We start from the raw sequence: 20,315 nt of genomic DNA, 5'->3' as shown, positions 1-20,315 counted from the left end.
ATAGTTAGCAGGTATACCACTTTTCAGAAATTATAGAGTCATCCCTAAGGGACCTCAAGCAGCGAGCTTATCGGGTCACTAAATTTCTGACTAAACCCTCATTAACAAGCGTCAATCGCCTGCATGATCCTCTTGTCAGAAATGGGGTAAGGCGTCCCCAATTGCTGAGCAAAATAGCTCACTCTCAATTCTTCAATCATCCAACGAATATCTTTCACAGCATCAGGAACAGCCTGCCCTTTGGGTATTTTATTCAGCAATGCTTTATAGTTATTTGTTACCGATTCTATCTTCAACATATGCAGCCGATCTTTATTCGGGTCAATGGGCAATTTTTCCATCCGCCGCTCAATGGCTTTCATGTAACGTAAAATATCCGGCAACCGTTGATAACCACACTCGGTCGCAAAGCCTTTAAAAATGAGGCTTTCCATTTGCGCTTTGATATCAGATAGCGCAAATGCCATAGTAAAATCGATTTTCCCTTTAAGGCGTTTATTAATGTTATAAGCCGTGGTTAAAATCGTTTCAACTTGTTGAGCAATCGCGACAACGGTATCACCTAATTCAGCACGAACGTGCTCTTTTAATGCCTCAAATGCTTCTGGTTGCCAAACGAGCCCGCCTTGCTCTTCTATCAGTTTATCAACCCCGCAAGCAATGCAATCGTCAATCAAATCTAATACTTTGCCATAAGGATTAAAATACAATCCCAATTTGGATTTATTGGGTAAGTTCGCATGCAAATATTTTATTGGTGAAGGCACATTGAGTAAAATTAAGCGCCGCTGCCCCGCTTGCATAGCACACTGCTGCTCATACTCTGTTTCGAACAACTTAATCTCGATGCTCTCTTTATTATCCACCAATGCGGGGTAAGCTTTAACATCAAAGCCGCCTCGTTTTTGTTGATAAACCTTGGGTAACTCACCGAATGACCAAGTATGTAAATTTTTCTGCTCAATCTCGTCGTCGGCAACTTGTGAAAGAGTTTGCTGCACTTGCTCTTTTAAAGCCTCTTTAAGTGCATATAAATCTTTGCTCTCATTTAATTTGCGATGGCGATGATCGACCACTCGATAAGTCACTTTAAGATGGTCTGGCACTTGCGCCCAATTCCAGTCTTCGCGCTGAATCGCCACCCCGGTCATCCGACGCAGTTCTTTTTCTAGCGCGTCGAGTAATGGCAACTCCATTGGCGTGACTCGCGCCAAAAATGCGTCGGTATAATTGGGGGCGGGGACAAAGTTTTTACGCAGCGTTTTAGGTAGTGACTTAATTAAACTTACCACCAATTCGTGGCGTAATCCCGGAATTTGCCAGTCAAAACCCGTCGACTCAATTTGGTTGAGGATCGGAAGTGGGATATGAACCGTCACCCCATCGCTATCCTCACCAGGCTCAAACTGATAACTGAGTTTTAATTTAATACCATTTTGATACCAAAAATTAGGATAATCGAGCTCGGTAATGTGGCTAGCATCTCCTTTAAAAAGCATCTCTTTTTCAAAGTTGAGTAAATCTGGCTGAGTTTGACGAGCCTTTTTCCACCACGCATCAAAATGTCGTCCAGAAACCACTTCCGTTCCAACTCGCTGATCATAAAACTGAAACAGCTCTTCATCATCAACCAAAATATCTCGGCGACGAGATTTATGTTCTAACTCCTCAACTTCCAATAACAGTGAGCGGTTTTGTTTGAAAAACGCATGTTTTGTTTCCCAATCCCCTTCAACGAGCGCACTGCGGATAAATATTTCACGACTTAAAGTCGCATCAATATTGCCATAGTTGACCAACCGCTTCACCACAATGGGAATCCCATACAGCATAACTTTTTCATAAGCCATCACGGCCGCTTGTTTTTTCGACCAATGGGGTTCGCTATAGCTACGTTTGATCAAATGTTTTGCTAACGGCTCAATCCATTCTGGCTGAATTTTCGCCACAATTCTTGCCCACAGCTTAGAGGTTTCAACCAATTCTGCGCTCATCACCCATTTGGGTTGTTTTTTAAACAATCCTGATGCAGGAAAAATATGGAAGCGAGCATTACGCGCCCCTTGGTAGTCATGTTTTTCTGCGTCCTTACTTCCGATATGAGACAATAAACCGACTAAAATTGCGCTGTGTACTGCTTGGTAATTCCCCGGCTCATCGTTGAGTTTATAGCCCATTTCTCGCATGGCTTGGTGGATTTGGAAATAAACATCTTGCCACTCTCGAACTCGTAAGTAATTGAGATAATCTTGCTTACACTGACGACGGAACTGATTACTGCTTAAGGATTTTTGTTGCTGTTGCAGGTAGTTCCATACATTCACTAAGGTTAAAAAATCGGATTCTTCATCAAAAAAACGACGATGTTTTTCATCGGAAGCTTGCTGTTTGTCACTCGGCCGCTCACGCGGGTCTTGAATAGATAACGCTGATGCGATGACCATTAACTCTTTCAAACAACCTAATCGCGGCGCTTCAAGTACCATTCTAGCCAAACGAGGATCAATCGGCAGACGGGCAAGCTTACGCCCCATTTCAGTTAAACGTTTCTTCGGATCGGTGACTTCGCTGTTGATCGCGCCTAATTCTTCTAATAGACGAACGCCATCTTGAATATTGCGTTTATCGGGCGCTTCAACGAAAGGAAATGCTTCAATATCACCTAATCCAAGCGCAGTCATTTGTAAGATAACCGAAGCGAGGTTAGTTCGCAGAATTTCAGGATCGGTAAATTCTGGACGAGATAGAAAATCCTCTTCTGAATAAAGGCGGATACAAATCCCCGCTTCTACACGCCCACAACGGCCTTTTCGTTGATTCGCACTGGCTTGAGAAATCGGCTCAATCGGTAAACGTTGCACCTTGGTCCGATAACTATAACGACTGATCCTTGCCGTCCCTGGGTCAATGACATATTTAATCCCGGGAACGGTTAGCGAAGTTTCCGCCACATTGGTGGCGAGCACAATACGTCGCCCACTGTGTGGCTGAAAAATTTTATTCTGTTCTCCAGCGGATAAACGAGCGTACAAAGGTACAATTTCCGTATCTCGTAAGTTACGTTTGGAAAGAGCATCAGCCGTATCACGAATCTCCCGCTCTCCATTCATGAAGATCAAAATATCGCCCAAGCCTTCGGCACACAGTTCATCAACCGCATCAAAGATACTTTCCAGTTGATCACGGTCGCTATCCTCATCACCAGCTAAAGGTCGATAACGCGTCTCAACAGGATAAGTACGACCAGAAACTTCAATGATAGGAGCATTAGAAAAATGCTTAGAGAAGCGTTCCGGATCAATGGTTGCTGAAGTAATGATCACTTTTAAATCTGGACGACGCGGTAACAGTTGTTTGAGATAGCCAAGAATGAAATCAATATTTAAACTACGCTCATGGGCTTCATCAATAATAATGGTGTCGTACTGATTGAGATAACGGTCATGCTGAATTTCCGCCAACAAAATACCGTCAGTCATTAGTTTAATCTGTGTCTGTTCAGAGATTTGATCGTTAAATCGGACTTTATAGCCAACAAAACCACCCAACTCAGTTGCCATCTCTTGGGCAATTCGAGTTGCCACCGAACGAGCCGCTAAGCGGCGTGGCTGAGTATGACCGATTAACCCATATTTTCCACGCCCAAGTTCGGCACAAATTTTAGGTAACTGAGTGGTTTTACCCGATCCAGTTTCCCCCGCAACAATCACCACTTGATGGTCAGCGATAGCTTTCGCTATTTCATCACGTTTTTGACTAACCGGTAACTGTTCAGGATAATCAATTGTCACCTCTTGCTCCATGCGCTGCTGAACGACCAACATAGAGCGGGCGATGTCTAATGCTATCTGATCAAAGACAGCATGACGGGCTGATTCTTTAGCAATTTTACTCGCGCCAGTAATCCGTTTATTCAATCGAAAACGATCTTTAATTAAACATTGTTTAAGGGCTTGTTGCAGTGATTTAGCGCTATTTGCTTTTGCGTCGCTTGGCGCTATTGAGTGAGGCTGTGACTGAGTCAAAGCATTACCTATTCTTATTTATCTATAAAACTGAACGAATTGTATCACAGAGTTGTCAGCAAGTGACCTGACCATCTACATTTGCTGTTAGGTATAAATCACGAGATTTTACCTTCAAAAATTTTGAATAAGTTAAGCAAATTTGCCCGCTTATGTTATCCAAGCGTCAGGCTTACTCTTGCGTTATCGATTCGTTGACCTTTGCCTCGTCAACTCATTGAAACAAAATAGAACAGAAAAGGAAAAAAATATGTCTCGTATACTTGCGCTAAAATCCAGCATCCTTGGTGAATATTCTCAATCAAGCAAATTACTGGATACTTATTTAAGCCAATTTAAAGCTAATGAAGTGCTGATTCGCGATTTAGCAGCAGAGCCGCTCCCTGTGCTGGATTTTTCTGTCGCCACCGCACTACGCGCTACAGAAGATTTATCTCAAGAACAGCAAAACGTCGTGACGTTATCTAACACTTTGATTGCTGAAATCAACGCTGCCGAAACAATTGTCATTGCGGCTCCCATGTATAACTTTACCATTCCAACACAGCTCAAAAATTGGTTTGACTTGATTGCTCGTGCCGGGGTGACGTTTAAATATACCGAATCGGGAGTGCAAGGATTAATCACCGGCAAAAAAGTCGTGGTGATCACCACCCGTGGTGGCATCCATAAAGATGGTAATACCGATCATGTTACCCCTTATCTAAAGACGATCTTGGGCTTTATTGGCATCACTGATGTCCAGTTCGCTTACGCAGAAGCTCTCAACATGGGAGAAGATTCTGCCACGCAGGGCATTGCGTCAGCCAAAGCTCAGTTAGCTGAAATGGTACTTTAACTCAGCATACCAGTAGAGGGGGATGAAGCTATCCCCTCTCACGTTTTATCGATATTTAGCCACTTCTTGATGCGTGAGACGCTTACTCACACCTTTAACGTTCAAGCCGTATCATGGCCTTAGCCAACATAAAATTGTCAATAAAGACCTAGGGGTTGTTGATTATTTCGCCTATCATGTCTGATTGATGATAGAAAACTTAGTTTTCTTGACCAATGACCGCTAAAATAGCCATAAGCATGACTAACTAGAAAAAATTGTGAAAGCTTCTGAACTCAAACAACGATTAAATGATATTCCTAGCGATATTGACCCAGACATTGTGATGGGTGAATCTTGGCTGCCAGAACAGTTAGTCGGCACTCAACTGGATGATGAGCTGCTATTTTTACAATTTGACAACGCCCCACAAGAAAACGAAGGGGAAGAAGAAGGACGAGGTTTTGTTGAACATGAAATTGACCTTATCCGCTACCAACTAGCACAAATTTTTCGTGGAGAGAGTGGCCAAAGAGAGAAAATTGAAGCTTTGGTCGCAATGCTTCTTGCTGCTCATGAAATGACCAGCGCCGAATTTATTGAAATGATTAGTGAACAACTCTAAAAATCATCAATGCCCTTTCTTGCTTTTACTTTCGGCTTGAAAAAAGGGAACAAAATCCCAATAACGCTCTCTAATCGATGAAACAATATTAAAGCAGAAAAGCTATGTTTAACGCAATCACCTCCCTGTTTAAGCAACTACTTGATGGACAAGATCTTAGCCAACAAACGGTGAACCCTAACTTTGCCATCGCTTGTTTACTCAGTGAAGTTGCCGGAGCCGATCACCAAATCAGTCCTACAGAACGGCAAGCCAAATTAACTTTATTGGAACGACTGTTGGGTATTGATCAAGAGGAAGCGCAACGATTAGTGACGCGATCGGAACAACAGGTTCGTCAATCGGCATCATTGTATGAATTTACTTCTCAATTACGCAGTTTAAATCAAGCAACGCGTTTCGAATTGATTAAAGCGATGTGGGAAGTCGCTCATAGTGATGGTGAAATTGATCCGCTAGAAGAGGCCGTAATTCGCAAAACTGCAGAACTGCTTTACGTTGATCACAGCCAATTTATCCGTGCAAAATTACTGGTGGTTGAGCCCCCTGTAACCCGCTAGTCATCCGTACTTAAAGCATGGTTAGTGCCAACTTGGCAAGATTATATGCATCAACGTATCCAGAGTGTTGTCGGCCTTCCCAGTCAATGCCTTTTAATTCTTGAGCGGCCCGATGTCCGATGCGTTGGTCTTTCATCCGATGTTGAATGCGGTAAAGAGTTGCTAAGTTTAAGCATTCTTGAAAAGGCATCACTAACCCTTTGCTTTGACACTCTTGAGACAAAATTCGATCATCCCTTCCCCAACAAGCATAGATTTTATTGTTGCCGCCAAAATTTTTTACCATAGATTGCAACACGTTGGCTAATGGACGACCTTGCTTGGCAATTTTTCGTGGCGTAATACCTGTTAATTCAGCACAAAATGCAGATATTTCATCGTGCTCTGGCTTTACATAATATTGCGCTCGTTTCACTATCTGATTTGCTCTCAGATCAATCTCTGCTAAACCTATCTCAATGATTTCGCCTGTTGTGCCGACGCCATTGTCACTCCAACAGCACATTTCTAAGTCAAAACACACAACTCGGTTATAATTCATCGCCCCATCTCTCAGTTTTGATTGTCTTATACACTGATACAAAAATGGCATCCTACCGAATAATGAAAAAAAATTCGATGCTCTCTATTACCTGTAGCCCGTAATCCTCGTCATAAGCCTGCTTAGATGATCAAAAATCAATCAAACGCAGGCAAAAGTTAGCCCACCTTGCTATTTATCCATGCCTTGCGACTTGAATATGGTAATATTAGCCCTAATTTTCTAACGCATTCTGACCGTTAATGACCCAGCTTAATGGCTTTTATTCATTGACCAAACGACCGAGAATTCATCATGAACTTCGATTTAACTATGATTCCCAGCACATTCGATATGTTCCATGCTGGCCTAGCAGCATCCACGCTTTTTCTATTGCTTTTCTCTCTCAGCAGAAAGTCTAAGATAGTAGAAAAAGTAATTGAAAAACCCATTGAAAAGATTGTTGAAATAGAGAAACCCGTCGAAAAAATTATTGAGGTTGAAAAGATTGTTGAAGTGGAGAAAGTGATTGAAAAAGTCGTTGAAGTCCAATCTAAATTAGCGACCGCTGCGACCGATTCTGCCATGCAATTACTCTCTATTATGCAACAAGAAGCTCGTCTCATTGACTTTTTGCAAGAAGATTTAACCCATTTCTCCGATGAAGAGGTTGGCGCTGCAGCTCGAGTGATTCACTCTGGCGGTCAAAAAGTCCTCAACGAATACCTTACTCTTGAGCCGATCTGCTCAGAAGCAGAAGAAACACGCGTGACTATTGAAGAGGGATTTAACCCTCAATCGATTCGCTTAATCGGAAATGTAACTGGTCATGCACCTTTTACAGGTACCCTGATCCATAAAGGCTGGAAAGCAACAGCCATGCACCTGCCGCAATTAGCTCAACATCATGATGTCTCTATCATTACCCCAGCTGAGGTGGAGCTATAATGAACCCAATGGCCTCACCAACGAATAAAACCAACGCAAAATTTAGTGTGGGAATTGACTTAGGCACAACGCATTGTGTGATGTCATACGTTGATACTCAAGATGAACAAGCGGGTGTGCAAGTGATGCCTATTCCGCAGCTCACGGCACCAGGAACGGTAGAAACGCGCCAACAATTGGCTTCTTTTCTCTATCAGCCTCATGAACATGAAATGAATGCATCTGCTCGCGTACTACCATGGACAAATGAACCAAGCGCTTTAGTCGGTGCTATTGCCCGTCATCTTGGAGCGAAAACCCCAATTCGGTTGGTGACGAGTGCGAAATCTTGGTTATGTCATGCAGGGGTCAACCGTCGTGATGCTTTCTTACCCGTCGCGAGCCCTGAAGAAGTAGAAAAAGTATCTCCCCTCAAGGCAACTGAGTGCTACCTTGAACATTTACAAGCCGCTTGGAATCACGCTCATCCTAGTGCCCCCTTGGCAGAGCAAGAGGTGACCATCACAGTACCGGCCTCGTTTGATCCGGCGGCACGCGATTTAACCGCAGAAGCGGCCAAAAATGTCGGTTTTGCTCATCTCACGTTGTTAGAAGAGCCTCAAGCTGCCCTCTATCATTGGATTGATAACAGTCACGATCAATGGCGTCAGCAAGTGAGTGTTGGTGACGTAGTCCTCGTGGTCGATATCGGTGGTGGAACCACGGATCTATCTTTGGTTGAAGTCACTGAAGATGACGGTAACCTAGCCTTAAAACGCATCGCGGTCGGTGAACATATTCTACTCGGTGGCGATAATATGGATCTTGCTCTCGCCTACTGTTTAAAAATCAAGCTAGCAAAAGAAGGGAAAGAATTACAACCTTGGCAAGTTCAAGCCATGACCCATGCTTGTCGAGATGCAAAAGAGGCGTTACTCAATGATCCTGACCTAGCGTCGGTCCCTATCATCGTACCTAGCCGGGGTTCTAAACTACTCGGGGCAACCTTGAAAACCGAATTAACTCAGCAAGAGGTGCAACAAACCTTAGTTGAAGGTTTTTTTCCTACGGTAACGATTGATCAACACCCACAACAACGAAACCGTGGTGCATTAACTCAAATGGGCCTTCCCTATGCACAGGATGCAGGGATCACGCGTCATATTGCGGCTTTTTTATCTAAACAAGCGATGGCACAAAGCGAATCTCAAACCGGTCTTACTGATGAATTTGCTCCATTTATGAGCAGTATCCCAGGGATGGAGAACCAACCAACGGATCCAATTCATAATTTTATCAAGCCTAGTGCCTTGTTATTCAATGGTGGAGTGCTGAAATCTGCACTATTAGCAGACCGTCTTGAACAAACGATTAATCACTGGTTAACCGCTGCTAATGCACCGGTGACCAAACGCTTAACCGGCGTCGATCTTGATCTCGCAGTCGCTTGTGGTGCCGCTTATTATGGTCGGGTACGTCAAGGACAAGGAGTGCGTATCCGTGGAGGCATCGCTTCTAGTTACTATGTGGGGATCGAAAGTGCCATGCCAGCCATCCCAGGCATGGCTCCCCCTGTCGAAGCCGTTTGCATAGCGCCTTTCGGTATGGAAGAAGGATCTAATGTTGATATGGCGAGCCAACCATTTGGTTTAGTCATTGGTCAACCGGTTAATTTCCAATTTTTTGGTTCAACTGTACGCCGAGAAGATAAGGCCGGAACACATCTTGATTACTGGAGTGACGGTGAATTAACAGAATTACCAGAAATTCAAGTGACGCTTCCCGTATCGGAAGGTCGTCGTGAAGGTGATATTGTGCCTGTAACACTTGCGGCTCGAGTGACTGAATTAGGCACACTCTATTTAGAAGCCATCGCTGCCGATAATGGTCAAAAATGGCATGTTGAGTTTAATGTCCGTGAAGAGAATCATTCTCCAACTCAACACTAAAATAACCCCTTCCCATATGACTTGATGCTTAACGATTGGCATCGTTGATAAGTTGCCCCACATCACCGATAGCGTGATTGGGGCATACCAATTTTGGCCATATTTTGAACATCAGTCGAACTGGGAAATACGGCATCTTCACCCATGTCGTTGTTTAACTGATGAAAGGTATGTCTTATGGGCTCTCCTCGCTTTTTGGTCGGCATTGATTTGGGTACAACCAATACTGTCGTCGCTTTCTGTGAAATTACTGACAACTTGTCACAATCTGAAATCACCTTGTTTCCTGTTGATCAATTGGTGGGGCCCGGTGAAGTCGTCCGCAAACCGTTACTTCCTTCTTTTCGTTATCATCCCGCACAAGGGCAAGTTGCCAGCTCAGATCTCACACTCCCTTGGGATCATCAAGCGGTAACCGGCGACATTGAACAAGTCATTATCGGTGAGTGGGCCCGAGAGTTAGGTTCAAAAGTTGCCGGACGTCAAGTCGCAAGCGCGAAAAGTTGGTTATCTCATCCCACCGTTGATCAAACTGCTGACATATTACCCTGGGCTGCGGGCAATGATGTCGAGAAAGTCTCCCCTATTATTGCCAGTGCCAGTTACCTAAATCATATCCGTCAAGCTTGGAACTATCGCCATCCGAGTGATCGATTAGAAAATCAAGAAGTCATCATCACAGTACCTGCCTCTTTCGATGAAACCGCTCGAAAATTCACCATAGAAGCGGCTGCGCTAGCTGGGCTAAACAAAATCCAACTATTGGAAGAACCCCAGGCGGTTTGCTACGACTGGTACGCCAGACACCAAAAAACGGCCTTCCAAGAGCTAAAAACGCTACCACTTATCTTAGTCTGTGATGTGGGAGGGGGGACAACAGATTTAAGCTTGATTGAGGCACAGTTTCAACAAGATGAATTAACACTCAATCGTATCGGTGTCGGAGAACACTTGATGCTCGGAGGTGATAACCTTGATCTAGCTTTAGCGCACTTGGCAGAACAACGATTGAACCAACACCAGAAATTAAATGCGGCAAACTTAACTAAACTCATCCAGCAAACCCGTCAGGCCAAGGAAAACTTGTTAGCCACCAATGCTCCGGAAGTCGCGAACATCACCATGCTTGGCAGTGGTTCAAAACTACTAGGCGGTACAAGAAAAATTAGCTTAACTCAACAAGAAGTTCTCGATATTGCTTTAGATGGTTTTTTTCCCTTAAGCGATTTTTCACAACGTCCGGACAAACGACGACGGGCGGTGGTTGAGTTTGGGCTTCCTTATGTTGCCGATCCTGCAATCAGTAAACACCTTGCCGAATTTCTCCATCAGCATCAGTCTGTCGCTCTCTCAGCGTTGCATCAGCAAGAGAGTACCCAGCCTGCCATCCCTGTTGGCCTGTTATTAAATGGTGGGCTTTTCAATAGCGATTTAATCACCAATCGCCTGATCCAGTTATTAGAACATTGGCGAAAAGCACCCATTACCTTGCTCGATAACCCACATCCTGATTGGTCAGTAGCCCTTGGTGCAGTCGCCTTTGCAAAAGCTCGCCGCGGGGCACAACTTAAAATTGGCGGCGGAGCGGCTCGCTCTTATTTTCTTCATCTACCAGAAAAAAACAAAATGGGTAATGCGTTGTGTCTTCTAGCCAAAGGGACAGAAGAAGGACAAGAAATCCGTTTAACGGGCCGACAATTTTCATTAACCCTTGGCGAGCCGGTACGCTTTAACTTACTTACTTCAACTCATGACACGCTAGCGCAAAAAACAGCGGTTAACAATGGCGTTATGGTTAAGATTGATCCGGATATGTTTTCCCCTCTCCCTCCCTATATTGTTACTTTAGAAAGTGACGGCGCAGAATTAAAAGCAAACCAAAAAGAGCGAGTGGCCGTTCAACTCGCCTGCCAATTAACCGAGGTCGGTACGTTAAAAATGGAATGTGTTAGCCTTGACGATGATCAAAAACGCTGGGCTTTAGAGTTTGAGGTGCGTAACCAAAAAACACAAGACACAAAACCACCAGCAAGTTCAACTCATTTAACCGAGTGTCAAGCGCTGATATCACGTCTTTACAGTGGCAATAAAAAAAATAGTGACGATGGAAAGGAGATAAAAACTCTAACTAAAACACTCGAAAAAAGGTTAGGCAAGCGCGATGAATGGGATTTCATAACCTTGCGCCATCTATTTGATACCTTGGCGCAAGGACGTAAACGTCGCCGTCGATCAGAACAACATGAGAAAAATTGGTTGCGCTTAGCAGGTTTTACCCTCCGTCCGGGTTTCGGTGCTGCAACGGATGCATGGCGCATCGAACAAGTGTGGGGACTTTATCAACAAGGTATTCAATTTCAAAATCATCAAGGTTGGAGTGATTGGTGGGTGTTCTGGCGTCGTATCGCCGGAGGGCTCAACCAAGAGCAACAGGAAACCATTCTAGCAGATATTGCTAAATATCTTCATCCGGGCGCAGCAAAAAACCCACAAACCATGAAGGCCGGGCAAGAGATGGGATACGAAGCCATGGTTCGCCTTGCGGCGTCTCTTGAGCACTTAGAGGTTGAAGATAAGAGACTATTGGCAGATTGGTTTTTAAGTAAAGCTTGCCACCAGCACCCATTTTCACAAGCTCATTGGTGGGCGGTAGGAAGATTAGCCTCTCGAACACCACTTTATGGTAGCCAACATACGGTAATTCCAAGGGAGCAAGTGGAACCATGGCTACCTCAGCTACTTGAGCAAGACTGGCAAGCGGAACCGATGGCTGCCTTTGCTTGTGTCATGATTTGCCGAAAAACAGGCGATAGAACGTTGGATATCAATGATGATATTCGCCAAAAAGTTATAACGAAGCTGACACAGAGTAAAACACCCGTATCATGGCTCAATTTAATCGATCATATTGGGGAACTCTCTATAAGCGAATCAAAACGAATCTTTGGTGATACCTTACCTAGTGGACTCATCTTACTAAGCCATTAAAGAGATATATTCGAACCATCTAAAACTGAAGAGTTAACTAGGGTCTGTTTATCTTTCGAGCTGATTTTTGCAGCAGTTTGTGGCTTCTTTATACAAGGCAGAGGCTTTGAAATGTAGTTATTCTACCTGAGAAGCCGATAACGCCGTAGAAAGGAGCTACAAACGCTTTTATTTCTAACAAAATTTAATCGCGAAAGGTCAACAGACCCTAGCAAGAAGAATGTCAAAGTTACTTGGGTATTGAAACATATTACGTGTAGAATAACGCTCCACACTCAACACATCATAATAATCTTCTATACCCAAACAACTTAGCGTTGCCGGTTGGCGGCAAGTGAGCGAGTCCCCCATGAGCATAGACAGTCTATTTGATTGGGGTGAACGAACGTAGCCCCGTAGCTTCAAGTAGCAAGGGATAGACCCAAATGGCTCGGAGTTGCTGTCCGTGCTGTTCCAATTAGTAAGGGATACGAGTGTGCTCAGTTTGGCTCGGTCAGTATTAACGTATTTTCACCCTATATAAAATACTGGGTAAGATTTATTTCATCGTTAGAACAACTTACTGGATCAATATATCGCTATGACGCAAGATAAATTTATGCACGTATTCCGCCTACCGGGTTCAATTCAAGTTCGTATAGCGAAATGGCAAGCAACCTTTCGTGGCACATCAGATATTGTTTTATATGACGCAATAAAACTCCGTAATCAACAGTATAAAAGCGCCACGTTTTTACCAAAAGGTTGGTGTCTGTCCCCTTTTTCAGAACAAGATATTTCGATTACACATCATGGTCGTTATATCCAAACCACCATGTTAACAATGATAGACAGAAAGGTTGCCTACAAACGAATCTATTTATCTCGCATGCCTCTCGAGCAAGCAGAGCCAGCTTTACGTGCCTTTAAGCTCGAATGGATAAAGCATCATAATCAAGTACTCAAAATATATAACCAGATTAAGAAAAAAGAGTTTCTGCGTTATGCTTATGAAGAGCTTGATACGCTTTATCCTTCGATTCCCAAAGCGACCTTTGATAAATCGTTATGGAATCGCTTAGTTCGCTCTGAACTTAAGCATATTAACCAGCCAACAAACCCTTACTACGTGGTTAAAGCCGATTTTTGACGCATCATCTCACGAAAAAAACAGATTGATCACCGAAAGTAGAGTACGCCACACTATAAATAATGTGGCGTACCATATTCAATGTTTGATACCAGAAGGGTTATAACTAAATTCTGTTTGTTTATAAATATCGGCTAATTTTTTGTCTTTTACAGACTTAGCTTTGCCTCTGCGTTTAGGTTCAAATTCTTGTTCGACAAACTTTAACGTCTCCTCATGATTTTTGGCTGACGCCACAAATTCTGGATCTGACATCGCCTGTTGGCGCAGGCGGTTAACTCGTTCTAATGTCTCCCATAACATAGATGACCTCCTTTACCACTGGTTATATATCCAGCATAGTACAGTTGGTTTCTTTGTCAAGCAAAAATACTGTTTTTACATACAGGGGATTCGCTATTTATGGTGGCAAATTTCCGTGATTGCTTCTTTTTACTCGATTGTTTAGGGGCAGTTGACCTTTCGAACAAAATTTAATCGCGAAAGATCAACAGACCTTAGTAAGTAACGACTTGGTCCACACGGCTTTGTTTGCCAAATATTGCTCCAACCCCGCTTTTCTCAAATCGCAAGATGGACAAGCTCCGCACCCGTCCCCCATGATTCCGTTATAACAAGTTAAAGTTTGATGGCGAATCAATTCCAAAGCTTGGTGCTGATCGGCCAGCGCCCATGTTTCGGCTTTATTGAGCCACATTAACGGTGTCCGAATGGTTAATGGTTTTGCCATCCCTTGAACAAGTGCATGGTTCATTGCTTTAACAAAGGTATCACGACAGTCAGGATAACCAGAAAAATCGGTTTCACAAACACCAGTAATCACGGTATTAGCCCCGATTTGGTAAGCATAAATACCCGCTAACGTTAAAAACAGGATGTTACGTCCAGGTACAAAAGAGTTAGGTAAGCCGTTACTTTGTCGTTCATGCGAAACTGGAATCTCATCACGCGTCAAAGAACTGATAGCCAATTCGTTGAGTAAAGTGACATCCATCACTTTATGCGCTTTCACGCCTAATTTCATCGCTAACTTTTGCGCCACTTCAATTTCCAGCCGGTGCCTCTGACCGTAGTCAAACGTGATGGCATGTACTTCATCATACTCTTTTAGCGCTTGAACGAGACAGGTCGTTGAATCTTGCCCACCACTGAACACCACAACAGCTTTGCTCATGTTGTTATCCTCTATGCAATATTTAGGTATTTATGAGTTTGAATCGATAGCCGCCAATTACGAGCAATACATGTATCAATACATAATTGCGTCGCTCGTGGCTTTTGACTTAGTGGTTGCAAAGCAATGACCGTCGAGGTTGGTAGCACCATTTGACTTAACAAAGCATCTAACTGTTCGATATCTTTTTCTGTTCCCACTGGGTGTTTGATTTCATTCGCTCGCACTAACGCCGTATTTAGCACCGGTAATTTACCTTTCATGGCAATTTTCGGTGAAACAGTCACCCACGTATGCTCGGTGGCTCGAACCTCAAAGGTGCCACTGGTTTCAATTTGACATTGGCACCCAATAGCTTCAAACGCCTGCGTCAATGGCAACAGATCATAAAAACACGGCTCACCACCAGTAATAACAATATGTTTGGCTGAAAAACCTTGCCGATGATATTGCGAAATAATTTCATCAGCAGACACCGAACACCATGTCGGGCTATCCCCCTGCTTTACCATGATTTGTTCCATGCTACGCTGATCTTGCTCGAGCGCATGCCAAGTCTGTTTAGTGTCACACCAAGCACAGCCAACCGGACAATACTGTAAGCGGACAAAGACAGCAGGAACCCCGGTAAAAACGCCTTCACCCTGAATGGTCTCAAATATTTCGTTTACTTTATACAAAATCAACGTGCCTAATCTATCATTATCAATTTCAGGTCGCAGACCTTAATGGATGCGTTTCGTCTGGTCAATTTAAAACCGGATGAATAAAAGAAAAAAACAAGGTTAGAATTTGATTGTACGCTCAATAGTTACACACGTTTACTTTTAGTTTGCAGAGAAAACACGTATCTTGTCATACTTTAATCCGTCCGATTCAGCCACATTAGGTAACACATGTACAAATTGATCGCTCTTGATATGGATGGCACCCTGCTTAATAGCCAAAAACAGATTTCATCACGTACCAAACAAGCCATTGCAAAAGCTCGTGAACAGGGCATTTACGTTGTTCTGGCGTCTGGCCGCCCACTGGCCGGGATGCGCAGTAAACTGGAAGAGTTAGACCTTACCTCACAGGATGACTATGTACTTCACTACAATGGTTCCATAGTACAGAATGTGGGAACCGGTGATATTATTTATCAACAAATCATTGATGGCCGCTCAGCAAAAATGGTGGCTCGCTTAGCTCAAGAACTTGGGGTTAATACCCACGCTTTTAGTCAAACTCACGGGTTAATTACGCCAAAAACCAGCCAATATACAGAAGTTGAAGCAACGATTAATCATTTGCCAATTACTGAGATGGACTTCGAACAATTATCTGATGACCATCCTATTATCAAAGCGATGATGGTTGCTGAACCTCCAGTATTAACCGCCGCAATCCGTCAATTACCGTCTTCATTACATCAAGATTATACTATTGTACAAAGTGCGGCCTTCTTCCTTGAATTTCTTAACCCGAAAAGCAATAAAGGTATCGGCGTTAAAGCGATAGCCGACCATTTAGGCATTGATGCCAAAGAAGTGATCTGTATGGGCGATGCTGAAAATGATCATCATATGTTACAGTATGCCGGGCTCGGCATTGCCATGGCCAATGCTATGGAAGAAACCAAGCGGATTGCCGATCATATTACCTTGAGCAACGATGAAGATGGCGTTGCAGTCGCTATTGAACAATTTGCTCTACGCTAACCGTATTCACAGATGGGGTAACGCGGTATCGTTATCCTTGTTACCCTTCTCTGGCTTGTTTTAATACTCGCTCTTGCCCCTGTAATAATAAATATTCATGCTTATCAGCAGAGACCAATATTACGACACTTTGCTGTGCTTGTTTCGCCACAACTAGGCGTTTACTCAATTGCCCAGGATGATTAAAACTTTCACGTTCAGCGTCACGTCGGCAAAGATCAACATAGTCATAAGGGCATGCCTGCTCAAATAAAACCAATTCTGCTTGCTGCATATAACGCAATGCTTTTAGGGGTAAAAGTTCAACATCTGCACCATATTCTATCCAAACGACTTCGCCACGTTCGTTAATTTCTTCCGTAAGTGCAGCTCGATAACACTTTTCTAATGTTTCACGACTGGTGGCATTTTTCACAGCATTTTGCGCAAAAAAATGTTCCCAAAATTTACGTCGGAGATCGACGGTGGGTAAATATTCTTTAATCGAATTACGTTTTGAGGCCCCAAAATCGGCCAATAATGCAAGATTTTGTGGTAAAACGGCTTCCAGTGTTTCTCGGACATTACGGATTAATACCGGAGAAGCGCCACCGCTCGAAATAGCAATTTGAATGCGTCCTCGCTCCAAGATTGAGGGCGTGATAAAATCGCAATACGGTTGGTCATCGACCACATTAACTAAAATACCGGCCGCAGTCGCATCACGATAGACTTGATGATTAAGTTCAGGATTATCGGTGGTCGCCCACACCTGTCGGTAATCTTTGGTAACGAACTGTGAAGAATAAAAATTTTTCACCCATTGGCAACGCCCCTGTTCAACCCATACTTGAATTGGTGACGCTATTTGTGGAGAAACAACCGTAACATAAGCACCTGCACGCAGTAGCGTTTCAATTTTTCGACATGCCACTTCACCACCACCAACGACCAGTACGGCTTTATTCAGTAAATCAAGAAACAAGGGGAAATAGCGCATTGTTGGTCTGCTACCTTTTTATTTGATTCGGTCACGCCATGCTAACAAAAAAACAATACCAACAGTAGAGAGGTTATTGAAGCAATCTAACATTAATTTGACTTGGTAGAAGTGGCTTCTCTTATCTACGCTTATAATGATCGGCAAGTTGACCAAGCACTTTAGTTCAAAGAGGGAAATTCCTATGGCAAAACGATTGGCTATTTTGACTTGTACTGTATCGCTATTGTTCACAACTCATATCGCTTTTGCATCGCCATCAACGTTAGATCAAGTACTAACCAAAGGGAAGCTCACTTGTGGCATCAGTACTGGTTTGGCTGGATTTTCCGATGCCGACGGCAAAGGTCAGTGGCAAGGTTTAGATGTGGACTATTGTCGCGCCGTGGCTGCCGCAGTATTAGGTGACAAAAATAAAGTCGAATTTATCCCGTTAACCGCTCGTGAACGCTTCCAAGCTCTACAATCGGGGCTGGTTGATGTGGTCTCTCGCAATACCACATGGACATTTGAGCGAGATACCACAATGGGACTCAACTTTGTTGGCGTTAATTTTTATGATGGGCAAGGATTTATGGTTAATAAAAAATCCACCATAACCCAAATCAGTCAACTTCATAATCAACCGATTTGTGTCCAATCAGAAACCACCACCAAATTGAACTTGGATGATTATTTTCGCCATCACAACATGAGTTACCAACCCGTGGTTTTTGATACCGCAATACAAATCGCCCGCGCCTTCAATGCAGGACGTTGCGTTGCTATCACCGGGGATCAATCTGGGCTCTATGCGTTACGACTTAACTTAGCCAAACCCGATTCGGCGATTATTCTACCGGAAATTATTTCCAAAGAGCCTCTTGGCCCCGTTATACGAGAAGGCGATGACCGCTGGTTAAATATCACTCGCTGGACACTCGCCGCGATGATTAACGCCGAAGAACTCGGCATTACCTCAGCCAACGTCGACCAAAAGCGCACATCAACCAACCCTGAAATACGACGACTACTTGGCGTTGAAGGCGACATTGGACAACCACTGGGCCTCAATAGCGATTGGGCTTATCAAGTGATTAAACAAGTCGGTAATTATGATGAAAGCTTTCAACGTAATGTCGGCGAAGACTCTCCTCTAGCCATTCCACGTGGACTTAATGCTCTTTGGAACGCCGGAGGAATTATATACGCCCCGCCAATACGCTAAAAGTTTCTTATTATTACGTCTATTTTAACGTAGAATAAGGTTACCTATTCACAAGCGCGAGCGTCCCGTTCTAGTATGAATAGCGAACGCAAGTAATATCATGTTACAACTTGTTCACACTTAATTCGCGCTTTTTGATTATTATTCTCGTAAACAAAAACACAGATATGGGATTGAAATAGTGAACTTTTCACCCCATTACTGTCTACATAGTTAACTACAGCTTCTATGAGGAAGAGTATGAACAGTCCAATGTATTCACGCACCTCGTCTTATGACGGTGCCTTACAAACCAACAAAGTGCTCAGAAACACCTATGCGCTGCTTTCCATGACATTATTATGGTCAGCGGTTGTTGCTGGGATTTCTATGGCAATGAACTTACCAAGGCCTGGTCTACTGATTATGTTAGTCGGTTTTTATGGGCTATTATTCCTGACAGAGAAAAACCGTAACAATGGTTTAGGCTTAGTCTTTACCTTCCTATTCACTGGATTTTTAGGCTATACCATTGGGCCGATTCTCAATTTGTATATCGGCGCAGGAATGGGAGATGTCGTCCTCACTGCTCTTGGGGGCACGGCTCTTGCCTTTATGGGCGCATCCGCTTATGCACTCACCACCAAACGAGATCTTTCTTTCTTAGGTGGTCTGTTAATGGCAGGTTTTGTCGTACTACTCATTGGTATGGTTGCTAACATTTTCCTACAAATGCCAATGTTGTATTTAGCGATGAGCGGAATGTTTGTACTATTTTCTACTGGTGCAATTTTACTCACAACACAACAAATCGTCCGTGGTGGTGAAACCAACTATATTTCGGCAACTATCACCTTGTATGTCTCGATTTATAACCTATTCATCAGCCTATTAAGCATCCTTGGTATTATGCGCGACTAATCCTTCTGCGCTAACCACATGATTCATTAGCCCGAAAATCGCTTTCGGGCTTTTATTTTTCTTGAGCTCTCTCTTTCTCTCTATTACCCTATGCTCACTTTAAGTTTAGGCAACTCGCGATGTTTGAATATAACGGTAAAAGTATCGAAACAGATTCACAAGGCTACTTACTTGATCATACGGTTTGGGAAGAAGGTATGATTCCCCATTTAGCGAAAGAAGAAGGCATCATACTTAGTGATGCTCATTTAGAAGTAGTTCATTTTGTACGGCAATTTTATGTCGAGTTTAATACCTCGCCGGCGATTAGAATGCTAGTCAAAGCCATGGAGAAAGAGCACGGCCCCGAGAAAGGAAACAGCAAGTATCTTTTTAAACTGTTTCCCAAAGGCCCAGCCAAACAAGCGACCAAACTCGCCGGTTTACCAAAACCAGCCAAGTGCTTGTAATCAAGAGGGCCACGAAGTGCCCTAGCGGCTTAGTCTCTAAAGTATGTGAAAACCTTGACAAGGAGTGTCAATGATCGATGTAATGCGATCAACGTGATCCACTCTGGCACTGTTCGGCCCTTGTTTTAACCATTCAAAAAATTCGCCTATTTTACCTGATTCACCGCAAGCAATCACCTCAACATCACCATCATTTAAATTTTTAGCGTATCCGGTTAAGCCCAAGCTGAGCGCTTGGTGAGCGGTGTGATAACGAAAACCAACGCCTTGTACTAATCCTGTGACTGTAAATTTTTCACATTGGATGACCATAACACCTCCTTGCTGAAGCTCTTAATGATAAAAAACAATCAACAACTATAG

The 20,315-nt window shown here is 43.5% G+C and carries 18 protein-coding genes; 11 read left to right on the top strand and 7 right to left on the bottom strand.

Annotation, left to right across the window (positions count from 1 at the left end):
- Window positions 1-101: 101 nt before the first annotated feature.
- The gene (hrpA, locus tag FKN05_RS03065; RefSeq protein WP_170886882.1) at window positions 102-4,025 is read right to left on the bottom strand and encodes an ATP-dependent RNA helicase HrpA; all 3,924 of its coding nucleotides are present in this window, start codon (window positions 4,023-4,025) and stop codon (window positions 102-104) included.
- A 250-nt stretch (window positions 4,026-4,275) separates the two neighbouring features.
- Between hrpA and FKN05_RS03060 the strand changes: the two genes are divergently transcribed.
- The 3 genes from FKN05_RS03060 (at window position 4,276) to FKN05_RS03050 (ending at window position 6,027) form a co-directional block, all read left to right on the top strand.
- Complete coding sequence (locus tag FKN05_RS03060; protein ID WP_099612480.1) at window positions 4,276-4,863, top strand: FMN-dependent NADH-azoreductase; 588 nt, start codon at window positions 4,276-4,278, stop codon at window positions 4,861-4,863.
- 259 nt (window positions 4,864-5,122) lie between these two features.
- The gene (locus tag FKN05_RS03055; protein WP_099612481.1) at window positions 5,123-5,467 is read left to right on the top strand and encodes a VC1380 family protein; all 345 of its coding nucleotides are present in this window, start codon (window positions 5,123-5,125) and stop codon (window positions 5,465-5,467) included.
- Window positions 5,468-5,571: 104 nt separating this feature from the next.
- Window positions 5,572-6,027: a tellurite resistance TerB family protein gene (locus FKN05_RS03050; RefSeq protein WP_099612482.1), complete on the top strand. Its 456-nt coding sequence runs from the start codon at window positions 5,572-5,574 to the stop codon at window positions 6,025-6,027.
- Window positions 6,028-6,037: 10 nt separating this feature from the next.
- On the opposite strand, the gene FKN05_RS03045 is transcribed toward FKN05_RS03050, so the two are convergent.
- Window positions 6,038-6,568 (bottom strand): 3'-5' exonuclease, encoded by a 531-nt coding sequence (locus FKN05_RS03045; protein ID WP_099612483.1) that lies wholly within the window; start codon window positions 6,566-6,568, stop codon window positions 6,038-6,040.
- 294 nt (window positions 6,569-6,862) lie between these two features.
- Between FKN05_RS03045 and FKN05_RS03040 the strand changes: the two genes are divergently transcribed.
- The 4 genes from FKN05_RS03040 (at window position 6,863) to FKN05_RS03025 (ending at window position 13,540) form a co-directional block, all read left to right on the top strand.
- Window positions 6,863-7,495, top strand: a complete 633-nt coding sequence (locus FKN05_RS03040) for a DUF2760 domain-containing protein (RefSeq protein ID WP_161426987.1) — start codon at window positions 6,863-6,865, stop codon at window positions 7,493-7,495.
- Complete coding sequence (locus FKN05_RS03035; RefSeq protein WP_170886881.1) at window positions 7,495-9,423, top strand: Hsp70 family protein; 1,929 nt, start codon at window positions 7,495-7,497, stop codon at window positions 9,421-9,423. The genes FKN05_RS03040 and FKN05_RS03035 overlap by 1 nt, the downstream gene beginning before the upstream one ends.
- 177 nt (window positions 9,424-9,600) lie before the next feature.
- Window positions 9,601-12,411 carry an Hsp70 family protein gene (locus FKN05_RS03030; RefSeq protein WP_099612486.1) on the top strand — a complete coding sequence of 937 codons (2,811 nt, stop codon included), beginning with the start codon at window positions 9,601-9,603 and terminating at the stop codon, window positions 12,409-12,411.
- Window positions 12,412-12,991: 580 nt separating this feature from the next.
- Window positions 12,992-13,540: an MSHA operon transcriptional regulator gene (locus tag FKN05_RS03025; protein WP_161426990.1), complete on the top strand. Its 549-nt coding sequence runs from the start codon at window positions 12,992-12,994 to the stop codon at window positions 13,538-13,540.
- Window positions 13,541-13,618: 78 nt separating this feature from the next.
- Here the strand turns inward: FKN05_RS03025 and FKN05_RS03020 are convergent, their stop codons facing one another.
- From FKN05_RS03020 to queE, 3 genes are all read right to left on the bottom strand, one after another.
- Complete coding sequence (locus tag FKN05_RS03020) at window positions 13,619-13,843, bottom strand: hypothetical protein (protein ID WP_099612488.1); 225 nt, start codon at window positions 13,841-13,843, stop codon at window positions 13,619-13,621.
- A gap of 184 nt (window positions 13,844-14,027) precedes the next feature.
- A complete protein-coding gene (queC, locus tag FKN05_RS03015; RefSeq protein ID WP_161430796.1) occupies window positions 14,028-14,714 on the bottom strand; it encodes a 7-cyano-7-deazaguanine synthase QueC in 687 nt (228 codons plus the stop codon).
- Between the two features lie 11 nt (window positions 14,715-14,725).
- Window positions 14,726-15,394, bottom strand: coding sequence for a 7-carboxy-7-deazaguanine synthase QueE (queE, locus tag FKN05_RS03010; RefSeq protein WP_170886880.1), 669 nt, complete (start codon window positions 15,392-15,394; stop codon window positions 14,726-14,728).
- A 216-nt stretch (window positions 15,395-15,610) separates the two neighbouring features.
- Here queE and yidA point away from each other — a divergent pair, with 216 nt between their 5' ends.
- Window positions 15,611-16,417, top strand: coding sequence for a sugar-phosphatase (gene yidA, locus FKN05_RS03005; RefSeq protein WP_099612491.1), 807 nt, complete (start codon window positions 15,611-15,613; stop codon window positions 16,415-16,417).
- Between the two features lie 40 nt (window positions 16,418-16,457).
- Here yidA and FKN05_RS03000 read toward each other — a convergent pair whose 3' ends face one another.
- Window positions 16,458-17,396, bottom strand: coding sequence for a precorrin-2 dehydrogenase/sirohydrochlorin ferrochelatase family protein (locus FKN05_RS03000; RefSeq protein WP_099612492.1), 939 nt, complete (start codon window positions 17,394-17,396; stop codon window positions 16,458-16,460).
- A gap of 184 nt (window positions 17,397-17,580) precedes the next feature.
- On the opposite strand from FKN05_RS03000, the gene FKN05_RS02995 reads away from it, so the two are divergent.
- From FKN05_RS02995 to FKN05_RS02985, 3 genes are all read left to right on the top strand, one after another.
- Entirely contained in the window at window positions 17,581-18,603 is a 1,023-nt protein-coding gene (locus FKN05_RS02995) for an amino acid ABC transporter substrate-binding protein (protein ID WP_170886879.1), read from the top strand.
- A gap of 240 nt (window positions 18,604-18,843) precedes the next feature.
- On the top strand, window positions 18,844-19,503 hold the full coding sequence (locus FKN05_RS02990; RefSeq protein WP_099612494.1) for a Bax inhibitor-1/YccA family protein: 660 nt from the start codon (window positions 18,844-18,846) through the stop codon (window positions 19,501-19,503).
- 119 nt (window positions 19,504-19,622) lie between these two features.
- A complete protein-coding gene (locus FKN05_RS02985) occupies window positions 19,623-19,952 on the top strand; it encodes a TusE/DsrC/DsvC family sulfur relay protein (protein WP_161427459.1) in 330 nt (109 codons plus the stop codon).
- 36 nt (window positions 19,953-19,988) lie between these two features.
- Here the strand turns inward: FKN05_RS02985 and yccX are convergent, their stop codons facing one another.
- Window positions 19,989-20,264, bottom strand: coding sequence for an acylphosphatase (yccX, locus tag FKN05_RS02980; protein ID WP_099612496.1), 276 nt, complete (start codon window positions 20,262-20,264; stop codon window positions 19,989-19,991).
- Window positions 20,265-20,315: the final 51 nt, after the last annotated feature.

Origin of the sequence: Vibrio sp. 1-1(7) (assembly GCF_013048485.1) — a bacterium.
GTDB lineage: Bacteria > Pseudomonadota > Gammaproteobacteria > Enterobacterales > Vibrionaceae > Vibrio > Vibrio fujianensis.
Note: the sequence above shows the minus strand (reverse complement) of the source record. Positions and strands in the feature narration are given on the sequence as shown.

What these genes read in the sequence shown, in the direction of transcription:
- yccX (WP_099612496.1), bottom strand. Translation starts at nt 20,264, where the DNA reads ATGGTCATCCAATGTGAAAAATTTACAGTCACAGGATTAGTACAAGGC.
- FKN05_RS03030 (WP_099612486.1), top strand. Translation starts at nt 9,601, where the DNA reads ATGGGCTCTCCTCGCTTTTTGGTCGGCATTGATTTGGGTACAACCAAT.
- FKN05_RS02990 (WP_099612494.1), top strand. Translation starts at nt 18,844, where the DNA reads ATGAACAGTCCAATGTATTCACGCACCTCGTCTTATGACGGTGCCTTA.
- FKN05_RS02995 (WP_170886879.1), top strand. Translation starts at nt 17,581, where the DNA reads ATGGCAAAACGATTGGCTATTTTGACTTGTACTGTATCGCTATTGTTC.
- FKN05_RS02985 (WP_161427459.1), top strand. Translation starts at nt 19,623, where the DNA reads ATGTTTGAATATAACGGTAAAAGTATCGAAACAGATTCACAAGGCTAC.
- FKN05_RS03035 (WP_170886881.1), top strand. Translation starts at nt 7,495, where the DNA reads ATGAACCCAATGGCCTCACCAACGAATAAAACCAACGCAAAATTTAGT.
- yidA (WP_099612491.1), top strand. Translation starts at nt 15,611, where the DNA reads ATGTACAAATTGATCGCTCTTGATATGGATGGCACCCTGCTTAATAGC.
- FKN05_RS03020 (WP_099612488.1), bottom strand. Translation starts at nt 13,843, where the DNA reads ATGTTATGGGAGACATTAGAACGAGTTAACCGCCTGCGCCAACAGGCG.
- FKN05_RS03040 (WP_161426987.1), top strand. Translation starts at nt 6,863, where the DNA reads ATGAACTTCGATTTAACTATGATTCCCAGCACATTCGATATGTTCCAT.
- FKN05_RS03060 (WP_099612480.1), top strand. Translation starts at nt 4,276, where the DNA reads ATGTCTCGTATACTTGCGCTAAAATCCAGCATCCTTGGTGAATATTCT.
- FKN05_RS03000 (WP_099612492.1), bottom strand. Translation starts at nt 17,396, where the DNA reads ATGCGCTATTTCCCCTTGTTTCTTGATTTACTGAATAAAGCCGTACTG.
- FKN05_RS03050 (WP_099612482.1), top strand. Translation starts at nt 5,572, where the DNA reads ATGTTTAACGCAATCACCTCCCTGTTTAAGCAACTACTTGATGGACAA.
- FKN05_RS03025 (WP_161426990.1), top strand. Translation starts at nt 12,992, where the DNA reads ATGACGCAAGATAAATTTATGCACGTATTCCGCCTACCGGGTTCAATT.
- queC (WP_161430796.1), bottom strand. Translation starts at nt 14,714, where the DNA reads ATGAGCAAAGCTGTTGTGGTGTTCAGTGGTGGGCAAGATTCAACGACC.
- FKN05_RS03045 (WP_099612483.1), bottom strand. Translation starts at nt 6,568, where the DNA reads ATGAATTATAACCGAGTTGTGTGTTTTGACTTAGAAATGTGCTGTTGG.